Source organism: Holdemanella biformis DSM 3989 (genome assembly GCF_000156655.1).
Classification (GTDB): domain Bacteria; phylum Bacillota_I; class Bacilli_A; order Erysipelotrichales; family Erysipelotrichaceae; genus Holdemanella; species Holdemanella biformis.
The window spans coordinates 284,639-299,290 of record NZ_DS996841.1 but is presented as its reverse complement, the minus strand read 5'-3'; the positions used below and the strand labels follow the sequence as shown (position 1 = coordinate 299,290).

Genomic DNA, 14,652 nt, shown 5'->3' with positions numbered 1-14,652 from the left:
ATGCTTCGTGGAATGAAAAAGAAAATGTTGTTTTTCAAGGCTTAATTTGTTCGGCTGCACGAGTGATCCGTTTATCTAAGAATCGTTCGATGACTAAATTTAAAGTGATGTCATGGAATGAAGAATTAAATATTACTTTATTTAATCGTCCATGGCCAAGTCAGTTTGGCTTTGGTAAGACGATAACGATTTATGGTCAATACCAAGGAAATAACAATGTATTAGCTTCTACTTATAATTTCAAACCTTTAGATCAACAATTGGGGTTACATCCTGTGTATCCATTAATTGAAGGTTTAAAACAGTCGGATATTCAAGCGATTATGAAAGAGGCACTTAAACATGTGGATATTCTGCCTCAAAGAGTACCCCAAAGATATGTTGATAAGTATAAATTATTAGATATATCAACCGCTTATAAGTGGATTCATTTTCCGGAAAATGAAAAGCAGCTGCATGCAGCCATTCGTACATTAAAATATGAAGAGTTTTTGTGTTTTCAATGTGTAATGCAGTCGATGCATGAAAAGAAAGAAATTAAAACAAAAAAGGTTTTTTCAGTTTCTACAGTAAAAAATTGGATTTCAAATCTTCCTTTTGAATTGACAAAAGATCAGCTTTCAAGTATTGATGATATTCTATATGATTTAAAAAGTACAAATGTGATGTTTCGCCTTGTTCAAGGTGATGTTGGCTGTGGCAAGACGATTGTGGCACAAATTAGTATGTATGCCAATCAACTTGCAGGTTATCAATCGGCTTTACTTGCACCAACTGAAATTTTGGCAAGACAACATGTAAAGAATATGCATAAATTAGGTCTTGAAGCGACTTTATATGTTTCAAGTCTTACGGCTAAGGAAAAGAAAGAAATTTTAGAGAAACTTGAAAATGGCAAGATTTTTAATGTGGTGGGAACACATGCTCTGTTTCAAGAAAATGTTGTATTTCATAAATTAGGCCTTGTGATTGCGGATGAACAACAGCGTTTCGGGGTGAAACAAAGAAGGTCTTTGTTAGAAAAGGGAAAGTGTGTTGATTTTTTAATGATGTCAGCTACACCGATTCCTAGAACATATGCACATTTCTTATATGGAGATATGGATATTAGTTCAATTCATACGATGCCTATAGGAAGAAAGAGTGTTGTCACAAAATACTTTAAAACGGCAAGTATGGCACCTTGCTTAAAGGATGTTTTAAACTTTATTAAAGAAGGAAGACAATGTTATGTCGTATGTCCTGCGATTGAAGAAAATGATGAGTATAAGATGCGTAATGTGTTTGAAATTTATGAGGGAATGACAAAGACATTAAAGGATGTGCGAATTGGCTTGTTGCATGGGAAAATGACAAGTCAAGAAAAGGAAGAGACGATGGCTAAGTTTTCTAAGCATGAATTCGATATTCTTGTTTCTACAACGGTTATTGAAGTTGGAATTGATGTAGCCAATGCGAGTGTGATGGTCATTTATGATGCGCATCGCTTTGGCTTAAGTACATTACATCAGTTAAGAGGACGTGTAGCTCGTGATAAAAAACAAGGATATTGTTTCTTGTTGTCATCATCAAATGATCCGCAGGCGATTGAGCGTTTAAAAAAGATGGAAGAATTGAAGGATGGCTTTGAAGTATCAAATTATGATTTGCATATGCGCGGTCCAGGTGATATTTTAGGAATAAGACAAAGTGGTATGCCTTGTCTTGTGTTTGGTGATTTTGAAAAAGACCAGGCTATGATGGAAATGTGTATTCAGGATGCAAAAGAAATTATACAAGATCAAGTGGATGTGGATCTCTTGTTGTATATTTCGAATGCGATTGAAAATGCACAATATTTTGATTAGGAGACTAATGATGGATAAACAAAAGGTAGAGAATAAATTCATATATTTTATCAGCTTACTTGGTATGGTAATGATTCTTGTATTGATTGCATATTTCTTCTTTTTGCGTAATGTTGAAGTGGATATTATGGATAATGCGCAATATACCTATGTTGGAGAAAATGGAAATGCAAGTGTTGTGGTAAGCGCAAAGCAGGGGGAATTGAATCAAAGAATGCAGGACTTTTTGAATTCAGTCAAATATGAAGTGAGTCCAAGTTCAGATTTATCCAATGGAGATACAATTCATGTTACGGCAACCTATGATGAGGCTTTAGCAAATCAATATCATTACAAACCTAAAAGTATAGAGGCAAATGTTGTCGTTGAAGGACTTGCCAATCGTTATTTGGCTTTGCAGGATATTCCTAAGACATTGATTCAAGATGGTAGAAATGCTGCACTTGATTATGTAAAGGAAAATCAGGATGCAATCTATAAGTTAGATGGAAAAGAAGAAAAGACACCAAGTCTTGATAAAATGAAAATTGTATATTCAGCATATTTAAAATCGAACCAGAAAAAGAATAGTGATCGTTTTGTGTATATTGTACAAATGACTTATGATTCAGAAGTTCTTTATTATATGGTGTGTATTCCAAATATCAATGATTCCAATGAAATTGATACACATAATATATATGGAGAAAAAGCATATTTAACGCAAGAAGAATTGGATGGTAAAGATTTTAATGGGTATGTAGATCGTGTCTATTCGTCAAAATATCAAATTGAGCAAAAAAAATAAAGAAGTCGACGACTTCTTTATTTTAGTTTATTCATTAATTCTTCAAAATCAGGTTTTTCGATTTCATGAAATTCAATCGTAACATGATCATTATCTTTATAGCGTGGAATTAAATGAACATGGAAATGATTTACGCTTTGTCCAGCAGCTTCATGAACATTACTTAAGATGTTAATGCCATCACAATGTAAAGTTTGTTCTAATTTATTGGCAAGTTTACTTGCAACTTCAAAAACATGATTTCTGGTTTCATCTGGACAATCTAAAAATGAATCGCAATGTTCTTTTGGAACAACAAGGGTGTGTCCATAAGAAGTTGGATTGATATCTAGAAAGGCGATGACACTTTCATCTTCATAAATTTTATTGCTTGGAATTTCGCCATTAGCGATCATACAAAAAATACACATAATAATAAGTCCTCCTTATTAAAAATAATACATCGTTTTAGATAAAATGAAAAGCCAGACTAAGGGGGTGTCTGGCTTTTCAATAAGGGGATAGAAAATAGTATGAATACCATAGACTGATTTCATACCGGCAAGGTCTTCAAACTCCTTGCTTGTAAAGAAGTATACCATAAGTTGTGTCAAATAAAATGTGAAAAGTGTGGGAAAATATGAGATATTTCAAAAATATAGTGTTTCGGCCCCACTTTTGATGATTTTTTGTCTCAATTCATGAAAATGTATGAGTTTGCAAGAGTTAAAAATGGGAAAATTTGGTTTTTTCTTGAAATATAAATATTGACAACTAGTTTTATGCTATAATGTAAACTAAGCGGAGGTTTTGAGATGATTGTAAAAACCATTCATGAAATAACAAATATGATGCATGCAACTTTGCATGGTGATATTGATGATACAAAAAAAATTCATGGTGTTGTGATTGATTCACGACAAGTGACAAAAGACGTTTTATACGTACCTATTATTGGTCAAAGAGTGGATGGACATACATTTGCCAAACAAACAATTGAAGATGGTGCTTTGATTAGTTTGTGGCAAAAAGACCATGTCCCATATCCTGATTTTCCTGTAATTTTAGTAGATGATACACTTAGAGCTATGCAGGATCTTTCAAAAGCATATCTGGATGAGTTACATCCTTTAGTTATTGGTGTAACGGGTTCAAATGGTAAAACAAGTTGTAAAGATATGTTATATAGTATTTTTTCACAAGAGAAAAAAACACAGAAGACACAAGGAAACCGCAATAGTGAGATTGGACTTCCTTTAACGATATTTGATTTTGATGAAGATATTGAAGTGGCCATTTTAGAAATGGGTATGGAAAATAAAGGTGAAATTACACAATTAACTTCCATTGCTCAACCGGATATTTCTGTCATCACTTCAATTGGCTCGGCTCATATGGAAAATTTGGGTGGAAAATTACAGATTGCCCAAGCTAAATGTGAAATTTTAGAGGGTACAAAAGAAAATGGATTGTTCCTTTATAATTATGAAAGTAAAGAAATCCAAGAAGTGCTTTGTACTTTAGATACAGAAAATAAAAATGTTGTATCTTTTGGTCAAGGTGGAGATGTTTCAATCACAAGTGATATTGAATATGATAAAGAAGGAATTGTATTTAAATGTAATATTTTAGATGCACCTGTACATTTGCGTGCATTTGGTGATTTTCAGGCAATGAACGCATTGCCGTGTATCTATATCGCAAAAGCTTGTCATTTAAAAGAAGAATCGATTTTAAATGGATTGAAAAATCTAGAAATGACAAAGATGCGTACGCAGTTAATTTCAGTAAAAAATGCATATATTCTAGATGATACATATAAATCAAATCCAGAAAGTGCTAAGGCAGCCATTGATACATTGATGGAACTTCCGGCCAATAAACATATTGCCATTATATCGGATATGTTAGATCTTGGTAGTGAAGAAAAACAGTTGCATTATGATGTGGGTGTTTATGCCAAAGAAAAAGGTGTGGACGAATTATATTGTACAGGTCCTCTTTCAAAAGAAACGGCCGATGGTTTTAATGGGAAATGGTATGAAACTAAAGATGAGATATATGAAGCTTGCAAACCTTTGTTAGACAAAGATTGCATTATTATGATCAAAGGTTCAAGAGCGATGAAGATGGATACATTAGTAGATGCTTTTAGGGGGAAAAACAATGAGTAAATTACGTTTAGGTGTCGTATTTGGGGGACAAAGTAGTGAATATTCTGTTTCATTACATTCTGTCACTTCCTTTTTACGTCAAATTCATGCAGACAACTATGAAATGACTTTAATTGGTATTAATAAAAATGGACATTTCTATTTATATAATGGAGATGTGGATTCTATTGAACATGATACATGGGAAAATGAAGAAACTTGTGTATCTTGTGCATGGGTAAACGGGGGAATCATGCCATTAGATGGTTCAAATAAAGTGATTGAACTAGACTGTGTATTCCCGGTACTACATGGTAAAAATGGTGAGGATGGATTGATTCAAGGTTTACTTGAATTGATGAATATTCATTATGTAGGTTGTGATGTTATGTCAAGTGCTATGTCAATGGATAAAGAAATTATGCATATTTTGTGTAAAGAAGCAAAAATTCCTTGCGCTGACTACATTTGTTTATATGCCAATCGAGAAAATCCTACATTTGAGCAAATTCAAGAAAAGATTGAATTGCCATGGATCATTAAACCATGTAATGCAGGAAGTAGCTATGGTGTGCATTTTGTCAACAACAAAGAAGAATTTGAAAGTGCATGTAAAGATGCATTCTTCTATGATGGTAGAGGTAAGATCTTAGTCGAAAAAGTAATTAAGGGCTTTGAGATTGGTTGTGCCGTTATGGGAAATGAAGAAATCTTTACAGGATCTATTGATGAAATTGAAATTACAGGTGGATTCTTCGATTTTGAAGGAAAATATGAAATGAAAGGAGCCGCTATTTATTGTCCGGCTCGTATTGATGAAAAAACATTTAAAGAAGCGCAAGAATTAGCTCGCAAAACATATATTGCGATGAATTGCTGCGGAATGGCACGTGTAGATATGTTTGTGACAGAAGATAAAGAAGTAATCTTGAATGAATTGAATACAATTCCTGGATTAACAGCGACTTCTCGTTATCCTTCTATGATGAAAGTAGCCGGTATTGAATTTGCGGATTTAATTGATAAGCTAATTGAACTAGCTATGCAAAGGACAATTGGAGCATGCTAGAAGCTTATAGCAGAGCTTGGACTGAAATTGATTATGATGCGATCCGTCATAATGTAAAAGAAGTTAAAAAGCTTGTAAAAAACACAAAAATCATGGGTATAGTGAAAGCCAATGCGTATGGCTTAGGTGATGTCGCATGTGCTAAGGCTCTACAAAAATGTGGTGTGGACTATTTTGGAGTTTCCAGTATTGATGAAGCATTAAATCTTAGAAATGCAGGAATCCAAGATAACATCTTGATTTTAGGATATACACCAAGCATGCATTTTCATTATCTTCATGAACAGAATATCGTTCAATCTTTAGTATCCATTGAATATGCTAGAGAATTAAATGCCTATGCCAAAGAAAATGATGTAAAGATTCGTTGTCATTGTAAAGTGGATACAGGTATGTGTAGAACGGGTATTGTATATCAAGAACAAGATAAACATATTGAAGATATTTATGAAGAGTATCGCTTAGAAAACTTATGTGTAGAAGGAATCTTTTCACATTTTCCAGTGAGTGATTGTTTAGATGAAGATTGCACTGAATTTACAAAAAAACAAATTCAATTGTTTGATGAAGTGATTGATTTATTAAAATCGCAAGGTATTGATCCGGGTATTCGTCATCTTCAAAATAGCTATGGAATCTTGAATTATCCAGAACTTGAATATGAATATTGTAGACCTGGCCTATTATATATGGGTGTTACGAGTGATGATCATATTAAAATCAAGACAAATCCTGATTTTATTCCCATCATGTCTATGTATGCCAATGTAAGTTTAGTGAAATGGATCTATCCAGGACAAAGTGTAAGTTATGGTCGTCATTTTATAGCTGAAAAACCAACAAAAGTTGCGACTATGAGCATTGGTTATGCGGATGGATTGCCTCGTTTATTATCCAATCAAGGATTCGAAGTATTAGTACATGGTCAAAGATGTAAATTGATTGGAAACTTATGTATGGATCAATGTATGATTGATGTTACAGAAGTAGAAGATGTTAAAGAAGGCGATGTGGTATGCATCGTTGGTCATCAAGGAAATGAAGTGGTAACTGTAGATCAAATCAGTCGTATGGCTAAGACCATCAACAATGAGACATTAACTTCAATTTCTTCACGTGTACCTAGATTAAAGGTGCGCTCATGAAAAGACAGTATGCATCGATAGATATTGCGCGTTATGTTTCGGCATTGTTGGTTGTATGTATTCATACATTTCCATTTTTAGAAATATCAGAAACATTTAACACGTACTTTATTCATACTGTTTGTCGTTTGGCCGTTCCATTTTTCTTTACAACAAGCGGGTTTTTCTTCTTTAGAAATTATGACTTGGAAAATGAAGATGTGAATGACGCTCGTTTAAAGAAAGCATTACTTCGTCTTTTTAGAATCTATTTGATATGGACAATTATTTATTTGCCATATACGATTTTTGATTATACACACAATGGCTTTCGCATATCGTATTTATTCACATACGTTCGAGATTTTATCTTTAATGGAAGTTATTATCACTTGTGGTTTTTACCAGCCTTAATGTTGGCGGATGTGATCGTGTATTATTTGTATAAGAAAAAAGGTTTGAAGTTTACATTGATTACCACATTTGCATTCTATGTTGTGGGTTATTTAATTAATGTGTATACACCAGTATGGGAAAGTTTACCTTATATTTCTTTCTTATTTGGATTCTTTACGAAAGCATTATCAACCGCAAGAAATGGAATCTTCTTTGGTCCTATGTTTATTGCGATTGGTTTGTTACTTTCAAGAACACGTCGCTTACCTAAAAAAGTAAGCTTACTTGCTTTCTTGATTAGTTTTGTATTATTGTTTTGTGAAGTAGCTCTATATCGTCATTTTAATATTTTGCGCGATCTAACAAGTATGTATATTTGTTTAGTTCCAGCTGTATATTTCTTAGTGAATTATTTATTGAAGGTCAATATTCCATATCGTAAAATGTTTACCATTTTACGCCACGATTCATTGATGATTTATACTTCACATATTTTGTTTGCCAAAATCTTCTTAGCTTTGATGCCACATGCACATTTAGTTGTATATTTCTTAACTTTGGCATGTGCACAATGTTTAGCTGGTTTTGTGACTCGTTATCAGGATCAATATCCGATATTAAAAAAATTACTGTAAGCTTATGATTCGATTATTTCAAGTGAAATGTGCGAGTGAAAATGAAATTGAAGCACAGATCTTAAAAAAACTGCGAATCCGTAAAGAAGACCTTTTGCAGTGGCACGTACATAGAAAAAGTGTGGACGCACGCCACCAGAAGGTCTTGTTTTCGTATGTCGTAGATTGTAAAGTCAAAAATGAAAAGAAACTTTTAAAATTAAAAGATGTTTCATTAACACCCGATGAAACATATCATCTAGTAATGAGTGGAGAACACGCTTTATCTGCAAGACCTATCGTTGTTGGATTTGGCCCGGCAGGCATGTTTGCAGCCTTGATTCTTGCACAATATGGGTATAAACCTATTGTTTTAGAAAGAGGATCGAATGTGGATGTTCGCAAACAAAAGGTAGAAACTTTCTGGGAAAATGGAGTGTTGGATGAAGAGTGTAATGTTCAATTTGGTGAAGGTGGAGCTGGTGCCTTTAGTGATGGAAAACTAACCACTCGATCAAAGGATGCTTTATGTCGCAAAGTCTTGGAGGAACTTGTTTCTTTTGGGGCAAAACCAGATATATTGATGGATCAGCACCCTCATATTGGTACGGATGCTTTTTTGTCCATTATTAAAAATTGTCGTAAAGAAATTGAAAGATTGGGTGGAACTTTCTATTTTGATACGAAATTAGAAGATATCAAAGTAGAAAATGGTATCTTAAAACAAATTTATTTCAATCATCAATGGATGGATTGTAATGCGTTGATTTTAGCAACTGGACATAGTGCAAGTGATACAATTTTAATGCTTCATAAACATGGTATGCACATTGAAAATAAACCATTTGCGGTAGGTGTTCGTATTGAACATAAACAAAAATATATAAATGAAGCTATGCTTCATGAGTATAGTCAAGATGAAAGATTGATTCCTGCACGTTATCAATTGACATATACAGCTTCCAACTCGAAAGGTGTATATACATTTTGTATGTGTCCAGGTGGCTATGTGATTCCAAGCTCATGTCAAAAAGAACAATTGGTTGTGAACGGTATGTCGTATGCGAGTCGTAGTGGTGAAAATGCCAATAGCGCTTTACTTGTGCAAATTAATGATTCGGATTATGGCAATGAGTTGTTTGCCGGTTTAAAATATCAGGAAGAGTTAGAAAGAAAAGCTTTCTTGATGGGACAAGACTATAAAGCTTGTGTGCAGCTAGCCAAGGATTATTTAGCGCATAGAGTGTCTAAACAATTTGAATCGGTATTACCAACGTATTCAATTGGTACAACATTCTGTGATTTGAATGATTTATTCTCAAAAGAAGTCAATTTAGCCTTACATGAAGCTTTAGAACATTTTGAAAAGAAGGTGCCTGGCTTTGTTTCGAGTGGTGCAATATTAAGTGCTGTGGAATCAAGAAGCAGCAGCAGTGTGCGTTTGGTACGTGATAAAGAAAATTATGTATCTAATATTCAAGGTCTATATCCGAGTGGGGAAGGTAGTGGCTATGCAGGTGGCATTATGACAAGTGCAATTGATGGTATTCGTAGTGCTGAGCATTTGATTGAATATTTTGCCAAAGGGGATTTCTAATGAATATTTTTGCACCGGATTATTATGTTCAGAGTTTTAAAACTTTGAATATTAGAAAGCTTCATGAAATGGGAATTCAATTGTTACTTTGTGATATTGATAATACATTGGTAGCGTATGATGAAGAAGTTCCAAGTCAAGATGTGGTTGATTTTATTCATAAGCTAAAAATGAATGGAATTGAAGTTGCGCTTTGTTCAAATTCACCGAGTTCAAGGGGTAAGAATTTTGGTAAGCATCTTCCAGTGTCCAAGACATATCCATTTTCGTGTAAACCATTTCCTTTTTGTTTTAAAAAGGCAATGAAAGATCATGGCTTAAAGGCTAGTCAGATTGCGATTTTAGGCGATCAGATGTATACAGATATATTGGGTGGAAATATTTGGGGCCTATATACGATATTAACGGCTCCAATTGCGATAAAGGATCGAAATATCACAAAGGTGTTTCGTTTCTTTGAAGAATTAATATATGGTTATTTAGAAAAGAAAAAAATATTGAAGCGAGGTGAATTTGATGACTAAATATTGTAAGGGTTGTGGTGTTTTACTACAAAACGAAGATGAAAAAGCACTTGGGTATGTACCTACTTTAGATGCTTCTTATTGTCAAAGATGTTATCGTATTCGTCACTATGGGGATGTTACGATCAATATGCAGCAAGGGATTGAATCCAACGCAACATTGGAAAAAATCAACAAGATTGATGGGGTTGTATTCTGGGTCGTAGATTTATTTGCGTTTGAGGCGAATTTGATTTCGCGTTTGAATCAGAAACTTCCTGGTAAAGATATTGTCATGGTATTAACGAAGCGTGATGTTTTGCCGACAACTTTAACCGATGAAAAAATTATCAACTTTGTGAAGCATCGTCTTCATGAAGAAAATATTATTGTGAAGGATATTGTGATTTGTGGTTATCTGTTAAAGGAAAATGATAAATCTAGAGAATACTCTTCACGTATTGTGAATGCGATCTTAAAATATCGTAAAAATCGAAATGTGATTTTTATGGGTGTTGCCAATGCAGGTAAATCGACTGTATTGAATCATTTATTGGCAACAAAAGATTTAACAACGTCTCAAAATCCTGGAACTACATTAGATTTAGTTCCAATTCCTTTTGAGGATTATACGATTTATGATACACCAGGCATTGAGAATACGCACTCTTTATTAACGTATCTTCAATCGAAAGATTTAAAGACAGTGATTCCGACAAAGCCAATTCGACCATTTGTTTCACAAATCTTTGAAGATCAGTCATTTGCGGCTGCAGGTTTGGCAAGACTAGATGTAGTGGTAAGTGGTAAGGCAACAGTAGTTGGATATTTCTCTCGTTCTTTATCGATTCATAGAGGAAAATTAAGTAATGCGGATGCGTTGTGGCAAAAACATTTAAATGGCATGTTAGTGCCTTGTGTGGACACTTCCTTATTAACGATGCATACGTTCCATGCACCTAAACTTGAGGATGAAAAGATGGATGTTTGTATTCATGGTATTGGATGGTTCTGTATTAGTGGACAAGTAAAAGATGTATATGTAAAAGTACATAAAGGAATTCAAGTAACGTTTAGAAAGGCGATGATTTAATGTTAACGAGTCAAAATAAAAAATATTTAAGAAAATTAGGAATGGATTATAAATCATTATTCCAGATTGGAAAAGATGGTTTGAGTGATAACTTAATGGATACTTTATCCGATTCATTAGAGGCACATGAATTAGTAAAATGTAATTTATTAAAGACATGTCCAGTGGATGTGCGTGAGGCAGCTATTGAGTGTGCAAGTGCAACAGGTAGTGAAGTAGTTCATATTGTTGGACATACTTTCTTATTGTATAGAAGAAGTAAAGAAAATAAATTGGGGCTTAAAAAATGAGAATTGCCATTGTAGGCGGGTCTTTTGATCCAATCCATAATGGACATATTCAAATGGCCAATCAGTCTTTACAAGCTTTACAAGTCGATGAAGTGTGGTTTATGCCTACTTCAAGTACGCCCTTAAAAAATCGTGAATTGACATTGGATCAAGAGCGTTTGGCTATGATTGATTTGGTGGTTCAGAAAGACTCAAGATTTAAGGTATGTACGCTTGAGCTTGAAAGAGCTGGTAAAAGCTATACGTATGATACGCTAAAAAAATTGATTGAAACCTATCCGGAACATGAGTTTTATTGGATTATAGGAAATGATCAATTGGAGCAGTTTGATAAGTGGTATCATGCCGAAAAACTTGTTAAGATGGCTCATTTTGTGTGTTTTGATAGGAATGGCAAGCTTGCAGATTCAAAATATGACATTATGTGTATGACAATGCCCTCGGTCCCAGTTTCAAGTTCAGAAATTCGTATGGGAAATAAATTGAATTATTTGCCAAAAGAAGTTTTACGTTATATCTATCGAAACAGGTTGTATGTGAAGGATTTTGTGGCTTCTAGATTAACAGAAAAAAGATATAAACATTCTTTATCGGTTGCCAAACTTTGTGAAGAGTTTGCGTTGAACAATGGGTATGATATGCATATTGCGTATTATATTGGTTTGTTTCATGATATAGCTAAATATATGCCAAAGGATGAGATGGTAAAATGGATGAATAGTATTTGTCCTGAAAACATGGAATATCCTGTAGCTGTATGGCATGGTTTTGTAGGGGCTGCTGTTACGAAAGATATCTTTTTGATTGATGATCCAATCGTATATAATGCAATCTATCATCATGTACTTGGAACGAGTCAAGATCCTTATGCGATGATGGTATTTTGTGCAGATAAATTAGATTTTTTGCGTGGATATGATTCTAGTAAGTTGATTGAAATTTGTAACAAAGATATTAAAGAAGGATTTGAATTGGTGGTTCAACAAAACCGTGAGTATTTAAAGAGAGGTTAGACATGGAGATTTTAGATATTGTAGTTCATGCGATCTGTGAAAAGAAAGCACAAGATGTACGTGTATATGATGTAACGAGTTTGACTCCTTTTATGGATTCAATGATTGTTTGTTCGACTACGAATATTCGTCAGAATAATGCGATTGCACAAAATATTAAGGATCGTTTAAGAGAAGCTGGATATATGGGGGATATGCATATTGAGGGGGACTCGGGTTCAAAATGGCTTTTGATTGATTTAAAAGAAGTGGTAGTCCATTTATTTGTGAATGAGGAAAGGCAGGTTTATAATCTGGACCGTTTATATTCGGATGTTCCAGTAAAAACGTATGATTTATAATACATTGGCACATTATTATGATGCTTTAGTAAAAGATGAAGAAGCTTCTAGAGAATGGGTTTCTTGGATTGAGAGTGAACTTGCACCTTGCGATTGTTTAGAACTTGCGTGTGGTAGTGGTGAGATCACTGAAATGCTTGCTTTAAAAGGTTATACTATGACAGCTCTTGATTTAAGTGAGGAAATGGTGAAACAGGCAAAAAGTAAAAACTTAGAGGGTTCGATTGAGTTTTTATGTCAGGATATGCGTCATTTAAATAATTTAGGATCTTATTCGGGTATTTTTTGTTTGTGTGATAGTTTTAACTATATTTTAGAAAAAGAAGAAATTGATGCATTCTTTCATGAAGTCAGTCAACATTTAAAATCAAATGGACTTTTCTTCTTTGATACACATTCTTTGGATCGTTTAGAAGAGTTTGATTCTGAATATAATGAGACAGGTGCTTTTGAAGATGGTTGTCAATACCAATGGTCAATCATGGCAGAGGATGATTATGTATATCAGGATTTTGCGTTTTATATGAAAGACAAAGTGATTCAGGAGCATCATATTCAAAGGGTATATGATCCAAAATGGTTGGATGAAATTTTATCGAAGTATTTTGATATTTTAAAAGTCACAACCGACTTTGACATTGAGGGTATTGCGCCTGGTGAAAAGTATTTTTATGTATGTAGAAAGAAGGTACAAGAATGATTGGTATTGTAGCGGCAATGGATGCTGAAATCCATGAATTTGAAAAGCGTATGGATGTAGTCGATCATACGAAGACAATTGCGGGATGTACATTAACTTATGGAAAATGGCAAGGTAAAGATGTAGTCTTATGTAAAAGTGGTGTAGGTAAGGCTTATGCGGCTATGTCTTGTACAATTTTGTGTATGCAAGGAAATATCGACAGCATTATCAATGTAGGTACAGCTGGTGGATTAACACAGGATGAACAAGTGTTGGATATTGTGATTAGTGATAAGGTTATTCAAGCTGATTATGATACAAGTCCATTAGATGGTCCTTCAGGTGTTGGATTGGTGTATAATAGTGATGAAAAATTGTCTCAAAGTTGTATTGATGCTGCAAATGCTATGCAGATTCGTTATCATGTAGGTACGATAGCTTCTCAAGACTTATTTATGTCTAGAGATGAGGATTTTGAAAAGTTGATGAATAATTTCCCGGATTCAATTTGTTCAGAAATGGAAGCAGGAGCGATTGGTGCGGTTGCCACAAAATTTAATATTCCATTTGTGATTGTGCGTTGCCTAAGTGATGTTGTGCATCATAATGAAAATCCAATGGAATTTTCTACATATGTTTCTAAGGCAAGTGCACAATCGGCTAAATTAATTGAAAACTGGTTGATGCGTATATAGTAAAAAAGGAGGGATAAGGATGAAACTAAGGCGTAGACATAAAAAACAACATGGAACAAAAACGACACTTGGATTAGTTATCATTCTTGTTCTTATATTACTTGTGATTTGGTCTGAGTTTATCAGTGGACCGAATCGTGTTAAGGAACAGATTTATACGCAAAGAGTTGAGAAAATAGAGAAACAAAATAAACATATAAAAGGAATTAGTGAGCATGTCTTTGATTATACAACGTATCAAGGATATGATGATACGACTTTATATTGGTATAATGCGAAGTCTGAATTGATAACATCAAGAGATATTGAGACTTTGAATTATAAAAAGGCAAAGCGTATTGCGAAAAAGAATTATAAGATCAAATGTGAATCCATTGTACTTGGGTATGGCTACAACAACCCAGTATATGAGATTCGTGGTTCGAATAAATTGATTTTATTGGATTATGATAGTTTTGAACGTGTTTAT

Annotated in this window: 16 protein-coding genes; 15 read left to right on the top strand and 1 reads right to left on the bottom strand. The window is 33.9% G+C overall.

Going from position 1 to position 14,652, the window contains the following annotated elements:
* Together EUBIFOR_RS02995 and EUBIFOR_RS02990 are read left to right on the top strand one after the other, a co-directional pair.
* The coding region (locus EUBIFOR_RS02995) for an ATP-dependent DNA helicase RecG (protein ID WP_003864434.1) at positions 1–1,847 on the top strand (1,847 nt) is incomplete at its 5' end.
* Positions 1,848–1,857: 10 nt separating this feature from the next.
* Positions 1,858–2,634, top strand: coding sequence for a hypothetical protein (locus tag EUBIFOR_RS02990; protein ID WP_040466109.1), 777 nt, complete (start codon positions 1,858–1,860; stop codon positions 2,632–2,634).
* 17 nt (positions 2,635–2,651) lie between these two features.
* Here EUBIFOR_RS02990 and EUBIFOR_RS02985 read toward each other — a convergent pair whose 3' ends face one another.
* Positions 2,652–3,044 (bottom strand): HIT family protein, encoded by a 393-nt coding sequence (locus EUBIFOR_RS02985; protein ID WP_040466108.1) that lies wholly within the window; start codon positions 3,042–3,044, stop codon positions 2,652–2,654.
* A gap of 384 nt (positions 3,045–3,428) precedes the next feature.
* Between EUBIFOR_RS02985 and EUBIFOR_RS02980 the strand changes: the two genes are divergently transcribed.
* The 13 genes from EUBIFOR_RS02980 to EUBIFOR_RS12900 form a co-directional block, all read left to right on the top strand.
* The gene (locus EUBIFOR_RS02980; protein WP_003864431.1) at positions 3,429–4,787 is read left to right on the top strand and encodes a UDP-N-acetylmuramoyl-tripeptide--D-alanyl-D-alanine ligase; all 1,359 of its coding nucleotides are present in this window, start codon (positions 3,429–3,431) and stop codon (positions 4,785–4,787) included.
* Positions 4,780–5,835, top strand: coding sequence for a D-alanine--D-alanine ligase family protein (locus tag EUBIFOR_RS02975; protein ID WP_040466107.1), 1,056 nt, complete (start codon positions 4,780–4,782; stop codon positions 5,833–5,835). Before EUBIFOR_RS02980 ends, EUBIFOR_RS02975 begins: the two co-directional genes overlap by 8 nt.
* The gene (gene alr, locus EUBIFOR_RS02970) at positions 5,829–6,980 is read left to right on the top strand and encodes an alanine racemase (protein WP_003864429.1); all 1,152 of its coding nucleotides are present in this window, start codon (positions 5,829–5,831) and stop codon (positions 6,978–6,980) included. Before EUBIFOR_RS02975 ends, alr begins: the two co-directional genes overlap by 7 nt.
* Entirely contained in the window at positions 6,977–7,990 is a 1,014-nt protein-coding gene (locus tag EUBIFOR_RS02965; RefSeq protein ID WP_003864428.1) for an acyltransferase family protein, read from the top strand. The genes alr and EUBIFOR_RS02965 overlap by 4 nt, the downstream gene beginning before the upstream one ends.
* Positions 7,991–7,994: 4 nt before the next feature.
* Positions 7,995–9,566, top strand: a complete 1,572-nt coding sequence (locus tag EUBIFOR_RS02960) for an NAD(P)/FAD-dependent oxidoreductase (RefSeq protein ID WP_003864427.1) — start codon at positions 7,995–7,997, stop codon at positions 9,564–9,566.
* Positions 9,566–10,090: a YqeG family HAD IIIA-type phosphatase gene (locus tag EUBIFOR_RS02955; RefSeq protein ID WP_003864426.1), complete on the top strand. Its 525-nt coding sequence runs from the start codon at positions 9,566–9,568 to the stop codon at positions 10,088–10,090. The genes EUBIFOR_RS02960 and EUBIFOR_RS02955 overlap by 1 nt, the downstream gene beginning before the upstream one ends.
* Positions 10,083–11,162 (top strand): GTPase, encoded by a 1,080-nt coding sequence (locus EUBIFOR_RS02950; protein ID WP_003864425.1) that lies wholly within the window; start codon positions 10,083–10,085, stop codon positions 11,160–11,162. Before EUBIFOR_RS02955 ends, EUBIFOR_RS02950 begins: the two co-directional genes overlap by 8 nt.
* The gene (locus tag EUBIFOR_RS02945; protein ID WP_003864424.1) at positions 11,162–11,452 is read left to right on the top strand and encodes a YhbY family RNA-binding protein; all 291 of its coding nucleotides are present in this window, start codon (positions 11,162–11,164) and stop codon (positions 11,450–11,452) included. Before EUBIFOR_RS02950 ends, EUBIFOR_RS02945 begins: the two co-directional genes overlap by 1 nt.
* Positions 11,449–12,465: a nicotinate-nucleotide adenylyltransferase gene (locus tag EUBIFOR_RS02940; protein ID WP_003864423.1), complete on the top strand. Its 1,017-nt coding sequence runs from the start codon at positions 11,449–11,451 to the stop codon at positions 12,463–12,465. The genes EUBIFOR_RS02945 and EUBIFOR_RS02940 overlap by 4 nt, the downstream gene beginning before the upstream one ends.
* Before the next feature lie 2 nt (positions 12,466–12,467).
* On the top strand, positions 12,468–12,806 hold the full coding sequence (gene rsfS, locus EUBIFOR_RS02935) for a ribosome silencing factor (protein WP_003864422.1): 339 nt from the start codon (positions 12,468–12,470) through the stop codon (positions 12,804–12,806).
* Positions 12,796–13,506, top strand: coding sequence for a class I SAM-dependent DNA methyltransferase (locus EUBIFOR_RS02930; RefSeq protein ID WP_003864421.1), 711 nt, complete (start codon positions 12,796–12,798; stop codon positions 13,504–13,506). Before rsfS ends, EUBIFOR_RS02930 begins: the two co-directional genes overlap by 11 nt.
* Positions 13,503–14,183, top strand: a complete 681-nt coding sequence (locus EUBIFOR_RS02925) for a 5'-methylthioadenosine/adenosylhomocysteine nucleosidase (RefSeq protein WP_003864420.1) — start codon at positions 13,503–13,505, stop codon at positions 14,181–14,183. The genes EUBIFOR_RS02930 and EUBIFOR_RS02925 overlap by 4 nt, the downstream gene beginning before the upstream one ends.
* A gap of 19 nt (positions 14,184–14,202) precedes the next feature.
* The coding region (locus tag EUBIFOR_RS12900) for a hypothetical protein (RefSeq protein WP_003864419.1) at positions 14,203–14,652 on the top strand (450 nt) is incomplete at its 3' end.

Excerpts from the sequence above, each read along its gene's own strand:
- EUBIFOR_RS02990 (WP_040466109.1), top strand. The coding sequence starts at position 1,858 with ATGGATAAACAAAAGGTAGAGAATAAATTCATATATTTTATCAGCTTA.
- EUBIFOR_RS02985 (WP_040466108.1), bottom strand. The coding sequence starts at position 3,044 with ATGTGTATTTTTTGTATGATCGCTAATGGCGAAATTCCAAGCAATAAA.
- EUBIFOR_RS02980 (WP_003864431.1), top strand. The coding sequence starts at position 3,429 with ATGATTGTAAAAACCATTCATGAAATAACAAATATGATGCATGCAACT.
- EUBIFOR_RS02975 (WP_040466107.1), top strand. The coding sequence starts at position 4,780 with ATGAGTAAATTACGTTTAGGTGTCGTATTTGGGGGACAAAGTAGTGAA.
- alr (WP_003864429.1), top strand. The coding sequence starts at position 5,829 with ATGCTAGAAGCTTATAGCAGAGCTTGGACTGAAATTGATTATGATGCG.
- EUBIFOR_RS02965 (WP_003864428.1), top strand. The coding sequence starts at position 6,977 with ATGAAAAGACAGTATGCATCGATAGATATTGCGCGTTATGTTTCGGCA.
- EUBIFOR_RS02960 (WP_003864427.1), top strand. The coding sequence starts at position 7,995 with ATGATTCGATTATTTCAAGTGAAATGTGCGAGTGAAAATGAAATTGAA.
- EUBIFOR_RS02955 (WP_003864426.1), top strand. The coding sequence starts at position 9,566 with ATGAATATTTTTGCACCGGATTATTATGTTCAGAGTTTTAAAACTTTG.
- EUBIFOR_RS02950 (WP_003864425.1), top strand. The coding sequence starts at position 10,083 with ATGACTAAATATTGTAAGGGTTGTGGTGTTTTACTACAAAACGAAGAT.
- EUBIFOR_RS02945 (WP_003864424.1), top strand. The coding sequence starts at position 11,162 with ATGTTAACGAGTCAAAATAAAAAATATTTAAGAAAATTAGGAATGGAT.
- EUBIFOR_RS02940 (WP_003864423.1), top strand. The coding sequence starts at position 11,449 with ATGAGAATTGCCATTGTAGGCGGGTCTTTTGATCCAATCCATAATGGA.
- rsfS (WP_003864422.1), top strand. The coding sequence starts at position 12,468 with ATGGAGATTTTAGATATTGTAGTTCATGCGATCTGTGAAAAGAAAGCA.
- EUBIFOR_RS02930 (WP_003864421.1), top strand. The coding sequence starts at position 12,796 with ATGATTTATAATACATTGGCACATTATTATGATGCTTTAGTAAAAGAT.
- EUBIFOR_RS02925 (WP_003864420.1), top strand. The coding sequence starts at position 13,503 with ATGATTGGTATTGTAGCGGCAATGGATGCTGAAATCCATGAATTTGAA.